General features: G+C 68.0%; 11 protein-coding genes. 3 read left to right on the top strand and 8 right to left on the bottom strand.

From position 1 onward, the window contains the following. Nucleotides 1-137: 137 nt before the first annotated feature. The 7 genes from ACQ3DC_RS04155 to ACQ3DC_RS04185 all read right to left on the bottom strand — a co-directional run bounded on the left by ACQ3DC_RS04155 (nucleotide 138) and on the right by ACQ3DC_RS04185 (nucleotide 9,416). Nucleotides 138-2,201, bottom strand: a complete 2,064-nt coding sequence (locus ACQ3DC_RS04155) for a LuxR C-terminal-related transcriptional regulator (protein ID WP_430751618.1) — start codon at nucleotides 2,199-2,201, stop codon at nucleotides 138-140. Between the two features lie 2 nt (nucleotides 2,202-2,203). Next, nucleotides 2,204-4,291 carry an Hsp70 family protein gene (locus tag ACQ3DC_RS04160; RefSeq protein ID WP_430751619.1) on the bottom strand — a complete coding sequence of 696 codons (2,088 nt, stop codon included), beginning with the start codon at nucleotides 4,289-4,291 and terminating at the stop codon, nucleotides 2,204-2,206. A 155-nt stretch (nucleotides 4,292-4,446) separates the two neighbouring features. Continuing rightward, a complete protein-coding gene (gene ccsB, locus ACQ3DC_RS04165; protein ID WP_430751620.1) occupies nucleotides 4,447-5,550 on the bottom strand; it encodes a c-type cytochrome biogenesis protein CcsB in 1,104 nt (367 codons plus the stop codon). Then, the gene (gene resB, locus ACQ3DC_RS04170) at nucleotides 5,550-7,325 is read right to left on the bottom strand and encodes a cytochrome c biogenesis protein ResB (protein WP_323056751.1); all 1,776 of its coding nucleotides are present in this window, start codon (nucleotides 7,323-7,325) and stop codon (nucleotides 5,550-5,552) included. The genes ccsB and resB overlap by 1 nt, the downstream gene beginning before the upstream one ends. Continuing rightward, complete coding sequence (locus ACQ3DC_RS04175; protein WP_321214338.1) at nucleotides 7,325-8,080, bottom strand: cytochrome c biogenesis CcdA family protein; 756 nt, start codon at nucleotides 8,078-8,080, stop codon at nucleotides 7,325-7,327. The genes resB and ACQ3DC_RS04175 overlap by 1 nt, the downstream gene beginning before the upstream one ends. 14 nt (nucleotides 8,081-8,094) lie before the next feature. Next, nucleotides 8,095-8,733 (bottom strand): TlpA family protein disulfide reductase, encoded by a 639-nt coding sequence (locus tag ACQ3DC_RS04180; protein WP_430751621.1) that lies wholly within the window; start codon nucleotides 8,731-8,733, stop codon nucleotides 8,095-8,097. A gap of 2 nt (nucleotides 8,734-8,735) precedes the next feature. Beyond that, on the bottom strand, nucleotides 8,736-9,416 hold the full coding sequence (locus ACQ3DC_RS04185) for a histidine phosphatase family protein (protein WP_157241245.1): 681 nt from the start codon (nucleotides 9,414-9,416) through the stop codon (nucleotides 8,736-8,738). A gap of 197 nt (nucleotides 9,417-9,613) precedes the next feature. Here ACQ3DC_RS04185 and ACQ3DC_RS04190 point away from each other — a divergent pair, with 197 nt between their 5' ends. The 3 genes from ACQ3DC_RS04190 to ACQ3DC_RS04200 all read left to right on the top strand — a co-directional run bounded on the left by ACQ3DC_RS04190 (nucleotide 9,614) and on the right by ACQ3DC_RS04200 (nucleotide 11,673). Continuing rightward, nucleotides 9,614-10,162 (top strand): YceI family protein, encoded by a 549-nt coding sequence (locus ACQ3DC_RS04190; protein ID WP_157241243.1) that lies wholly within the window; start codon nucleotides 9,614-9,616, stop codon nucleotides 10,160-10,162. 112 nt (nucleotides 10,163-10,274) lie between these two features. Beyond that, entirely contained in the window at nucleotides 10,275-10,742 is a 468-nt protein-coding gene (locus ACQ3DC_RS04195; RefSeq protein WP_430751622.1) for a hypothetical protein, read from the top strand. A 109-nt stretch (nucleotides 10,743-10,851) separates the two neighbouring features. Next, nucleotides 10,852-11,673, top strand: coding sequence for a hypothetical protein (locus tag ACQ3DC_RS04200; protein ID WP_321214340.1), 822 nt, complete (start codon nucleotides 10,852-10,854; stop codon nucleotides 11,671-11,673). Nucleotides 11,674-11,735: 62 nt separating this feature from the next. Here the strand turns inward: ACQ3DC_RS04200 and ACQ3DC_RS04205 are convergent, their stop codons facing one another. Continuing rightward, complete coding sequence (locus ACQ3DC_RS04205) at nucleotides 11,736-12,440, bottom strand: redox-sensing transcriptional repressor Rex (RefSeq protein WP_321214341.1); 705 nt, start codon at nucleotides 12,438-12,440, stop codon at nucleotides 11,736-11,738. Between the last annotated feature and the right edge of the window lie 31 nt (nucleotides 12,441-12,471).

Raw genomic sequence — 12,471 nt, forward strand, 5'->3', positions numbered from 1 at the left:
TTGCGGATCGCTCGGCGTCGTAACCGGGCTTGCATCAAACGTATGGTTCGGGCCAAGGACCGGGCATCGGGCCGATTCCCCCTACCGGATGGCTTTCCGCCGGGGAATCGGGCCCCGTGGCGTTAGGGCGTTAGGGGTTATTCCTGCATAGGGTCCTCGGGGCCCAAGGCCAGGCGGAGCCGGGCCAGCAGGTCGGAGCGGTTTTCAGCGCCAAGGCGGCGGCGCATCCTGGCGATGTGGTGTTCAGCGGTCCGCGGGGAGATGTAGATGGCCTCGCCGATCTCGCGGTACGTCTTGCCCTCGAGCACCAGGCGGGCCACTTCCTTTTCCCTTTCGCTCAGCCCCGGACCGTCCGGCTGCAGGCTGCCGGCCGCCTCAGCGGCGGCAGGGGTGCTGCGGGCCGCGGGGCCGGATGAGCCGTTGGCTGCCGGGCTAACTTGGGGATGCAGGTCCCTGGCACAGGACAGCAGCCGCACCATGTCCTTACGCTCCTCTGCCCGCGCCGCTGCATGCCCGGCCAGCCTGGCGCCCTCCCAGGGCATGCCCACCCTGCCCAGGCCCCGGGCAGCGGCCTCCACATCAGCGGGCGTCATCCTCCCGGCCAGGACCGACACCCAGGCTTTGCCCGCTGCGGCAAGCACCGCGGCGAGGTGGCTGTCACGCGCCGCCCGTGCCAGCGCCGCCGCATGGGGCGCGAGGCCCGCGGGGTCTTCGCTCAGCAACGCTGCCTGGACCGCCGCCCAGTGGAAGGGAACGGCCCACAGCGGCGGATCGCCCAGCCGGTCAAGAAGCTGCCACGCTTCGGTGAGGTAGTGCGCCACCCGCCGGGTCTCCCTGAGGCGGGCGGCCGTGATCATGAGCTCGCCCCATGGCAGGAGGCTGTAGAGGTCCACGGACGTGTGCAGCATGGCTTCCCGGGCCCGCTCCCACGCCATGATGAGTTCCGGCACGTCGCCGTTCCGCCTGGCCAGGCCAACTTCCAGGGCTGCGCGCAGGAACTCGTCCCTGGGCACGAGCGGCCAGTGGTTCGCTTTGGAGGCCTCGTTGATCGCGAGCCGGGCATCCTCGAGTTTGTCCTGCTGCATGGCAGACCACGCCTGAAGCAGGAAAAGCCTGGGCTTCGCGGCATTGCCGCCCTGGCCGGCAGCGGTGGCAGACCGGCACACGGTTTCCGCCAGCCGCGGCTCCCCGCTGTGCAGTGCCAGGAGGGCAGCCATTGCGGCCGGCGTCTCCGGAAGGGGAAGCGCCGCGTTTGCCGCATTGAACATGTCCGAGGCATGGATCAGCACGGGGAGTGCCTGCTGCGGGTCCGCGCTTACTGATCCGTAGATGCCCTTCCCTGTCTCGACCAGCGTGGCAGCCAGGAGGGTGGGAGAAGCGGGCGGCGCGGCCGGCTGGAAAAGTGCTTCCGCGCCGGCCCGGTTGCCGCACCCGATCATGGCCACTGCCGCGAGGGGGGCTGATGGTCCAATCCGGCTGGCACCCAGCCAGCTGTACACGTCCGCTGCCCGCGCCAGCATGCCTCGCTGGGCCCAGACTGCTGCGGCCACGTCCACGCCCCGGCGCACGTCCGGCGGATCGTCGCACACGAGCAGCGAGTCGATGATCCGCGTAGCTGCGTCCAGGTCGCCGTTCGCTGCTGCGGCCTGCGCGCGGCGGGCGGCGGTCGCTGCTTCGTCGGCCCCTGCCAGCAGGGCTTCCCCATAGAGTTGGGACGCCAGCGCAGGATCATGGTCAAGAGCCTTGTCGGCCGCATGCTCCAGTTCAGCCGCCACGCGGGAATCTGCCAGGCCTCCGCGCGCCAGTTCGCGGGCGACGTCGCCGAGGGGCACGCCGTCCCTGGCGTACACCGTAACGAGCTCCCGCTGAAGCGCATGGACCTTGGCGGCGGGGACGACGGCAAGCAGGGCTTGCTGCGCCGGCCCCGCCACGGTCCCGTCCGCCGTCAGGAGTCCTGCAGCTTCTGCCCGTTCCACAAGGGCGCCAAGGCTTTGCACGTCGCCAGTGTCAAGTCTGCGCTGCAGGTCCGCTGGCAGTGGTCCAGGCAGGACGAAGCCGACGGAAAGGGCCAGCAGCAGTTCACGCATGGCAGCGTTCTCGCCTTTGAGCTGCCGGGCCATCTGTTCTGCGGCACCGGGCTCCTGCACGTGGTGGTTCAGCTCGGGCAACAGGGTCACCGGCCGGATCTCATTCCCGGTCATGCTCAAGCCGCCGGTTCAGCGGCCGTGGCCGGATCGGTGGCCGGAGCGGCCTCCGTGGCCGTGGCCGGATCGGTGGCCGGAGCGGACTCCGTGGCCGTGGACGCGGTGGGTTCGGGCGCGGAAGGCGGCGGCTCCTCGGTTGCCGGCGGCGTGGGCTCCTCCGTCACCGGGGGCGGAGGCTCCTCGGTAGCTGGCGGGGGCTCCTCGGTCACTGGCGGAGGCTCCTCGGTCGCGGGCGGCTCCTCCGTCGTCGGCGGCGGGTCCACGGGGACAGGGCTCCCCGTTCCCGTCTCAACCGGCACTGGTTCGCTTGTACCCGGCGCAGGATCAACCGTTCCGGCAGGGACAGTGGGTGTGCCGACGGGCTCCGTAACTCCGCCGGCACCGGTTCCGGCGGAGTCAGCTGTACCGGTACCGGTGTCAAGAGCGCCCGTTCCGCCGGAGTCCGCGGCAGCCTGCTCCGCGGCGGCGCTGGACGTCGGCCTGCTGGTGGGTGAGGCGGCCACGTCCAGGCCCGCGCCGCCCGGGGCGGAGTCCTTCGTGCTGGCACTGGCTTCGATGCCCCTCGCAGGTTCCTGCGCTTCCGCACCGGCACCGGCCGCTGCCGCCCCGCCGACTCCTCCGCCGCCGCCCGAGCCGCCTAAGGAAGAACCCTTCTCGGGGGCGGCGTCCGCCTTGGGGGTGAAGATGGATGTCAGGCTGCTGAGGCCCTCGGGGCTCTGGGCAGCGGTAGCCGAAAGGACCGTGAACGCGGCCGCAGCTGCCGCGATGGCGGTCAGCCGAACCGTAGGTTTCGGCGCATGGGCGCCGCCCCGGTGTCCGTGCTGGCCATGCCCGGCACCCTGGGCTGCGATTCCAGCCATCGCGCCTGCCGCCGTCGTGCTCTTCCGCGACCAGCTCGCCAGCCGTCCGGGCGCGTAACCCGGTGCGGCCGCATCACGGGCCGCGGCGGCACGGCCGGCTTCCGCCGCAGCGGCAGCCTGCGCCGCAACCTCGGCGGCGGCTGCCTCGCGCGCCAGGACAGCCGCGGCGGCAGCACCGAGGCAAATGGAGGACTTGGGATCAGCGTCGACGGCGATGGGCCGGTCCAGCTGTTCGGAGATCACCTGCGCAACCAGGGGGATCCTCGATGATCCGCCAATGAGCAGCACGGCGGAAAGGTCCGCCGGTTCCAGCCGCAGGCTCGCCAGGGACTGTTCCAGCGCGTCCACCGTGTCCCGGATGGGCTCGTTGATCAGTGCTTCGAATTCGGAACGGACCAGGCGCACCTGCTGGTGGAATCCCGGCAGCAGGACGGAGATGCTGGCTTCGCTGTCCGCGGAGAGCGCCTCCTTGGCTTCCACGCATTCGCGCTGCAGCCTCGCCAGCGCAGCGCGGGCCCCGGGATCGGAGGTGTCGAGGCTGGAGAGGAAGCCGCCGGTGTTACTGGCCACGTAGCGCAGGACCGCCGCATCAAAGTCGGCTCCCCCAAGGTTTTCGATGCCTTCCGGGCGGCCCAGCAGCTCAAACCGGTTGTTGCCGGCCTTCCGGAGGACGGCCGTGTCGAAGGTTCCGCCGCCAAGGTCGTAGACGGCAATGGTGCTTCCCTCTTCCACGCGCACCTGGGAGGCGTAATGCAGGGCTGCGGCCTCCGGTTCCGTCACCAGGGCAACGTTCTGCAGGCTCCTGGCGGCCAGGGCTTCCCTGAGGAGCGAGGTGCGGTGGCTCCCCCAGGCGGCCGGGTGGGTCAGGATGATCTCCGACGGCGGCGCCCCCTCGCGTTCCTCCGCGCGGTCGGCCACCCAGCGGGCCATGGTGGCGAAGACGTCCTCGGCGGGCAGGGAGAGCGTGCCCACGGAGATCGGCACGGCGTCGCCCATCCGGCGCTTGAATTCCCGTACCACCCGGCCCGGGGAATCAAGCCCGCGGCGTTCCGCGGCTTCCCCCACCAGGACGGGGCCTTCCTCCGGGTAAAACAGCACAGAGGGTACTGAGGTTCCGCGGATTCCCAGCGGGAGGCACTCAGGAGAAGAGGAGGTACCGTGATCGAAGCGTGCAACGGCAGCAGCGGTGAAGCTGGTCCCGACATCAATGGCGAGAACGTAGCTCATGGGGTACCTCAGGGAATACTGTCGTTTCGCCTGCAAGCTTCATCACTGGCGAACGTCACCAAGGTAGCATTACGGCCGGACCGGGAACACCCCCATTGCTAAAACGAATTGTTATTTCCCTGCCCGGCGCCTTGGCCTCCGGAAGAAACCCCTGCTCAGAGCCCTGAATAGGAGTGGAGGCCGTTGAAGAATTGGTTCACGATGGTGAAATTGAAAATGACGCAAAGGTAGCCCACAATCGACAGCCAGGCAGCCCGCGTGCCCGTCCACCCGCGCGTTGCGCGCGCATGGAGGTAGCCTGCGTAGACCACCCAGATGACGAAGGTCCACACCTCCTTGGTGTCCCAGCCCCAGAACCGTCCCCACGCCTTCTCGGCCCAGATGGCGCCGAACATGAGGGTGAAGGTCCAGCCGATGAAAGCGATGGCATTGATGCGGTAGGACAGGTTCTCCAGGCTCAGCGCGGACGGCACCAGGCGCATGAAGCCGAGCTTGTCAGCGCCACCGGCAGCCACCGATTTCTGCCGGTGCGATTGGACCAGCTGGAGCGCGGACATGGCGAATGTCAGGGTGAACAGCGCGGAGGACAGCACGGCGATGGACACGTGGATGATCAGCCAGTAGCTCTGCAGGGCGGGAACCAGGTGGCCCACCGGGGTCCAGTAGGCCACGGACGCGGCTACCAGCATGATGATAGCCAGGCCCACCACGAAGGTACCCAGGAAGCGGAGGTCGCGGCGGACCAGGACCAGCAGGAACACCGCCACCGCCACGAAGGCGCCGGTGGTGAGGAATTCGTACATGTTGCCCCAGGGCACGCGTCCCGCACCCAGCGCCCGGGTCACGACACCGGCACCATGGATCAGTGCGCCGAGGACGGTCAGGGCCACGGCTACCCGGGCGGGGGCGCGGCGTTCAGCGGCGTACCGCATGTCAGCGTCGGCGGTGGCCACGCCTCCGGCCCCTGCCCCTGCGGTCCTGGCAGTGGACGACGACGGCCGCTCGGCCCTGCCGGCAGGTCCGGCCAGGTGCGTTTCAGCGCGCTCCCCCGCCCCGGCCGCCACCGGAACCTTGGCTGCCTCCCGGGTGTGGCCGTCGAGGCCGGCCTGCGCAGCCTTCAGGTCGATGGCGCGCAGGGCCTTGCTGCTCTTGGCCAGGTCCCAGGCGAAGGCGATGAAGGCCACCGTGTATGTGCCGGCCGCCAGGAGCATGAACAGCTCGCTGTACTGGCCCATGGTTTCGTTGATTCCAAACGGCATTACTGGTCCTTTTCGGGCCCTGGGGGGCCGGCTGGGGTGGTGGCTGGGCCTGCGGTTGCGGCAGCGCCGGCGCTATTCTCGCGCACGCTGCTGGGTGTTTGCTGGGAATCGCCCGGCTGTGCAGTGTCCGGCCCGGGGTCCAGCTGCCACTCACCGCCGAGCAGCTGACGGAGGGCAGCGGCTTCGGCAGCAAGCCGGTGGTCCTCGCCGCGGGCCAGGAGTCCGTACTCAACCATGGTGCGGCCGTCCTCGTGGGTGCCCGTGCGGATCCACACCCGGCGGCGGTTGACGTAAAGCGAGAGGATCAGTCCGGCCACGGCCAGGAGCGCAAACACCAGGGCGTAGGCCTGCCCGGGGTTGTGGTGGATGTCCACGCCGATGTAGCGCTTGACGCCGTCGAAGCTGATGGTGCCTTTACCGTCCGGCAGCGTGTAGCTGGTCCCGGGGGCCAGGGTAATGCCGCCGGCGTCCAGGTTCCGTGCGTTCAGCGGTGTGAGGTCCTTGACGTCCAGTTCGAAGACGTTCTGCGGAGCCCCGTCATCCAGGCCGAGATCCCCGTAGTAGGAGTTGAGCGTCAGCTGCGGGTTGAACAGTTCCGGGTCCCCGCTGAAGGAGACCCCCTCGTTGGAGACGAAGGCGGTGGGCAGGAAGAAGCCCGCGAACCCCAGCTGGTCTGGCTTGGCGTCGGGAACCTTGATCACCACGGAGGAGTAGTAGTTGTCCCCCTGCAGCTTGGCCACCACGGGTCCCTGCATGGCCACGTTGCCGGCGCCGTCCCGGATGGTCACCACGGGAGCGTAGCCGTTGCCGGTCAGGTAGATGCTGGTGCCGCCGAGGGTGATGGGATCGTTGACCTTCAGGGTTTCCTGGCGCGCGGGTGCGTCCGGGTTTTCCTTGGTGGTGACGGCGGCGGAGAAATCGATGGGCTGGCCGAACTTGCCCCGGGATTCGCGGTCGAAGGTGATGTCGAACTTGTCCAGCTGGATGGAGTAGGGCTGCAGCTGGCTGGACTGGAAGTTGGTGCCGGGGTTGAACTGGTCATAGCCCACCAGGGTGTTCACGAAGGTGTCGCCCTCCACCAGGATGCGCTGGCCGCTGTAGCCGAACAGGCCGCCGGCGGCCACGGACACCAGCACGCCAATGAGGGAAGTGTGGAAGACAAGGTTTCCCACTTCCTTCAGGAAGCCGCGCTCGGCGCCCAAAGACGGCCGCGCGCCGTCGTCGTCCCTCACTTCAACGCGGTAGCCGCGCTTCCTCAGCAGCCCGGCGGCACTGTGGATGGCCGCGGGCGCCGGAATCCCGGCGTCGGCCGGTATGACCAGGGTGCCGTACTCGGGAAGGCGGGACAGGCGTTTGGGGGTCCGCGGCGGCTGGGACCGCATGGCCCTGTAGTGGGCAATGGCGCGGGGCACCACGCAGCCGATCAGCGAGATGAACAGCAGCAGGTAGATGGCCGAGAACCAGGCCGAAGAGTAGACGTCGTACAGCTGCAGGGTGTCCAGCAGCTTTCCGTAGTCCGGGTTGTCCTTGATGTACTGGGTGACGACGGCGGGATTGGCCGGGCGCTGCGGGAACAGCGAGCCCGGCACGGCCGCGACGGCCAGGAGCAGCAGCAGGAAAAGCGCCGTGCGCATGCTGGTCAGCTGGGTCCACGCCCAGCGCAGCATCTCTTTGGGGCCCAGGGCCGGCAGCGCGGCGTCCGCCTTGGAACCTGGCGCACCGGCGCCAGTGACCGGGGCGGAAGATTTCTTGTCTACGTTCACGCGCTCGCTCATCAGATCGGCAACTTCACATCGGTTTGGAACCAGTACTGGAGTTCGGTCACCCAGGCGCCCCAGACGCCGCTGGCCATCAGCAGGCCCAGCACCACCAGGATGCCCCCGCCGGTGCGCTGGATGGCCAGGCGGTGCTTGCGGAAGAACGCCATCACACCCATGCCGCGGCGGAGTGCCAAAGCGATCAGCAGGAAGGGAATGCCCAGGCCCAGGCTGTAGACAAAGGCCAGGAAGGCGCCCTTGGCGGCGGAGGAGCCGCCGGAGAGGCTCAGCAGCTGGACGGCGGAGTAGGTGGGGCCGATGCACGGCGCCCAGCCCAGCCCGAAGGTCAGGCCCAGCAGCGGCGCGCCCCAGAGCCCGGCCGGCGGCTTGGCGTGGATCTTGGCGTCGCGCTGCAGCCAGCTGAAGCCGCCCATGAACACCACGCCCATGACGATCACCAGGATGCCCAGGAGTTGGGTGATCCAGGCGTTCTGCGTGCCAGTGATGAGGGTTCCCAGCTGGCCGAAGGCACCGCCCAGCAGGACGAAGATCACGGAGAAGCCGAGCACGAACAGTCCAATGCCCAGCAGCATCCGGCCGCGCTTCTGCTTTTCCAGGTCCACGCCGCTCAGCCCGGTGACGTAACCCAGGTACCCGGGAACCAGGGGCAGGACGCAGGGCGAGAGGAAGGAAACCAGTCCGGCCAGCAGTGCCACGGGAATGGCAAGGAGGAGCGAGCCGTTCAGGATGGCTTCGGCGAAGGGGCTGTTCACGGTCCGGGCCGCCGCTACTCTGCCACGGCGGCAGCGATGAGGGCCTTCAGGGTGCCCTTTTGGACTTCGCCCAGGACACGGGAGGCCACGCGGCCCTGCTTGTCCAGCACCAGGGTGGTGGGAACCGCGCCGGGCGGAACCAGCCCGGAGACGGCCAGGAGGACGCCGCCGTCCTTGTCGTCGAAGCTCGGGTAGGTCAGGTTGAAGTTCTTCTCGAACGCCTCTGCCGTGGCTTTCTCGTCCCGGAGGTTGACGCCGAAGAACTGCACGCCCTGGTCCTTGAATTCCTGGTGGAGCTCTTCCAGGATGGGCGCTTCCACCCGGCAGGGGGCGCAGGCCGCGAACCAGAAGTTCAGGACTGTCACTTTGCCCTGGAAGTCGGCGGGCGCAACCGCGGTGCCGTTGAACAGGGTGCCGTTGACCTGGATGGCGGACTTGCGGTCTCCGGCGGCGAACTCCGTGACGGACCCGTCCCCGGCCACATAGTTCTTGTTGTCCCCCGCTTTGGCCTGCTGCGCCAGGGCGTCCTCCTGCGCACAGCCGGACAGCCCCAGGGCCAGGGCGGCCAGGGCGAGGCCGCCGGCAGCAAGCAGGCTGCGGCGGGAGGTGACGGGCGCAGGGGGCAGCCCGTTCCTTTCATTACTGTCGGTCACTACTAGGCTCCAGGGGTGCTTGCCGCACCCGGAAGTAGGGATGCCGCCGGTTCGCTGTACTGCACGCGCAGGAGCGCGCCGCCGTCGTCGAACACCAGCGACGTGATGGATGTCAGCGTGCATTCACGCTTCCGGGGGTCGTGCCACAGGGGCCTGCCCTCGGCGCTCAGCCGGGTGGCCCAGATGGGGAGCTGGTGGCTGACCATGATCGCTTCAGGCCCGTCCGTTCCGAAGTCCCCGGCTGCCAGTTCGATGGCGCGCAGCCGTGCATCCTGCACCGCTTCCATCACCCGGGAGGCCTGGTTCCTGTAGGGCTCGCCCCACGAAGGCCGCAGCGGGTTGACCAGCCTGGGCCAGTGCTTGGGCCGGCGAAGCTCCGCCTTGGTGACCTTCATGCCCTCGAAGTAGTTCTCCGCCTCGATGATCCGCTCGTCCGTGTGGATTTCCAGGTGCAGGGCGTCCGACGTCGGCCGTGCAGTTTCCTGCGCACGGTCCAGCGGCGACGCTGCCAGGTAGGTGATGCGGGCACCTGCTGCGGCGCGGCGGCGGAAGTGCTCGGCGAGCATGCGCGCCATCTCCTGCCCCAGCTCGGAGAGGTGGAATTCGGGCAGCCTTCCGTACAGAACGCCGTCAGGGTTGTGGACCTCGCCGTGGCGGAGCAAATGGACAGTGGCTTGGGGCATGTTTACCAGTTTCTCAAAGATGGCGTGCGATCCGAAATCTTCTACACAGAGTAGAACTGAAGTTTTTGAAGAAATGTTCCGAAGATGGGAATGAAACATGCAAATGCATGTTTATACTGGATGCAGCAGTTAGTTGATACTTCAACAGATGAAGCTTCAATAGCAGAACCCTCACGGCACACACAAGGAGCAAAATCATGGCACTTCCCGCAGACGTCACCACCGGCACCTGGACCCTGGACAACTCCCACAGCGAGATCGGCTTCACCGTCCGCCACGCGGGCATCAGCAAGGTCCGCGGCCAGTTCAAGGAAGCCGCAGCAACCCTGGACCTCCCTGAGGATGTGGCCGGCGCGAAGATCAACGCCACCATCAACACGGCCAGCTTCGATTCCGGCGATGCCAACCGCGACGGCCACGTCAAGGGCGAGGACTTCTTCGACGTGGAGAAGTTCCCCGAGATCTCCTTCGTCTCCAACGGCCTGGTGGCCAAGGGCAACAGCTACGAGCTGACCGGGGACCTGACCATCAAGGGCGTCACCCGCCCCGTCACGCTGGACACCGAGTTCAACGGCGTGGCCGTGGACCCGTTCGGCAACACCCGCGCCGGCGTTTCCGCTGAGACCACCATCAGCCGCAAGGACTTCGGCCTGACCTGGAACGCTGTCCTGGAGACCGGCGGCGTCCTGGTGAGCGACAAGGTGGCCATCAACCTGGAACTGGCTTTCATCGCTCCCGCAGCGTAATCGCCTTTCCCGCCGGCACCCCGGCACTGGACGTCCTCAGTCCGGTGCCGGGGTGCCTCCTTTTAACTCCCGACTCCACTCCCCCTCGCCGGAGGGGTTTACAGTGAGGGCCATGAGCAACTCTCCCAGCGCGCCCCGGACCGGTTTCGCCCGGATCTTCGCGGTGGCGGCCCTTCCCACCGAACTCAAGGTTTCGTTCTGGATCTGGTTCTTGGGCGGCATCCTGGGCCTGCTGGGGGGACTCCTCGGCATGCTGGCCTCCCTGGTGCTCTTCGCTGCTGCGCCGGGAGCCGCAACCCAGGTGCTGCTGCTCATGCTGCTGGCGGCCAGCGTGGGGGCGGCCCAGATCGTGTTCGCCCTCGCCATGAAAGAGGGGAAGCACCGGGCACGGCTGGGCCTGACGGCACTCACCGGCATCACCCTGGTCCTGGCCGTCGCCAACGGGGCCATGGGCGTGGGCCAGGCTGGCAACTGGGCTGCCTTCCTCATCAGCCTGGCCGCCACTGTCCTTCTCTGGCTGCCCCGTTCGCAGGCCTTCTTTGCCGCAGCAGGACGGCGCGGGAATACCTCTTCCGAATGACCCACAAGCCGCCCGCCCCGGAGTACGGTGGACTTAAGCCATGCTGGGGGTAGGGCACAGGACCATTCCCGGCAGCCTACCTGGAACCCGACATGCAAAAGGAACGCCCATGAGTACTCCCCCTGTCCCGCCTCCCGTTCCAAACGATCCCGAGTCCGGCTCCGAGCCTGGCACGCAGGGTCCCCGCTACGGCCAGAACGCACCCCAGTCCGGCGCCCCGCAGTACGGCCAGAACGCACCCCAGTACGGGCAGAGCGCCCCGCAGTACGGCCAGCAGTCCGGCGCGCCCCAGTACGGGCAGAACGCCCCGCAGTACGGCCAGCAGTCCGGCGCACCCCAGTACGGGCAAAACGCGCCGCAGTACGGCCAGAACCCGCCGGCGGCTCCGGGCTACGGGCAGCAGCCGTACGGGCAGTCACCCTACGCGCAATACCCGTCGGAGCAGCCGCAGCCGTCCGGAAGCACGGGCGTTCCCCAGCTGGTCAACATTTCGTTCTGGTTGCTGATCGCCTCTGCCGCCATCTTCGTTGCCTCCGCGCTTGCCGGCCTCACCACGCTGGATGATCCCCGGTTCCGCGATGTCTTCGACAGCCAGGTCCAGGGCACCGGCGCCGGAGTCACGTACGAGGATATGAAGGGTGTCATCGCCGGCACCCTGGTGGTTTTCACCATCATCGGCCTGGCGCTGTACCTGTTGGTGGCATTCTTTGTCCGCAAGGGCAAGAACTGGGCACGCATCCTGGGCACCGTCTTCGCGGCACTTTCCGTCCTGGGCCTCTTCGGCCCTCCCAGTTTCGCGACCATCGGCACGTTGTTGGGGATCGCGGCCATTGTGCTGCTCTACCTGCCTGGTGCCGCTCCGTATTTCCGGCGGCAGCAGCCGTTCGCCAATCCGTACGGCGGCAACATGGGCAACCCGTACGGCCGGTAGTCCAGGCACCAACCACCCTGCGGGCGTGGGTCCCGAAAAAGCAGCCGGAACCGCGAAGGAACCTAGGCGGTCTGGCCCGGGGCCTGCGCCCGCTGTGCGTGGTAGGCCAGGATCTGCAGCTCCGTTGCCATGTCCACCTTGCGGAGGTTGACCCCCTCCGGCACCTGGAGCATCACGGGGGCGAAACTCAGGACGCTGCGGACGCCGGCCGCCACCACGCGGTCGCAAACATCCTGGGCCACGGCGGCCGGCAGTGCCAGCACCACCATGTTGGCCCCGGTCCGGTGCAACACCGCTTCCAGGTCGGCCACGTCGCTGACCCGCAGCCAGCCCACTTCGTTGCCCACCACCATCTGGTCCGCGTCAAAAATGGCAACTACGTCGAAGCCGCGGGATTCAAAGCCGCCGTACCGGGCCAGGGCCTTGCCCAGGTTGCCGGCCCCCACGATCGCCACTTTCCAGTCGTGCGTAAGTCCCAGGGCGGCCGCGATGTGCCGGCTCAAGTACTGCACCTCGTAGCCCACACCGCGGGTTCCATACGAACCAACGTGGGAGAGGTCTTTGCGCAGGGTTGCGGAGCTGACGCCCGAGGCCTCGGCGAGGGATTCTGAGGAGACCCGCTCCACCCCCTCGGAGAGCAGGGTGTTGAGGGCGCGCAGGTAGAGGGTCAGCCGTGCCACCGCAGCGGGCGGAATCTGTTTACCCGCCGTGCCCGTGGCTCCCGGCAGGTCCGGGACAGCCTGGGGAGTTGAATCCAGCGAAGCCACCAGCTCCTCCCTCGCATTGCGTTGTGACACC

The organism is Paenarthrobacter sp. NEAU-H11, from assembly GCF_050573415.1.
Taxonomy (GTDB): Bacteria; Actinomycetota; Actinomycetes; order Actinomycetales; family Micrococcaceae; genus Arthrobacter.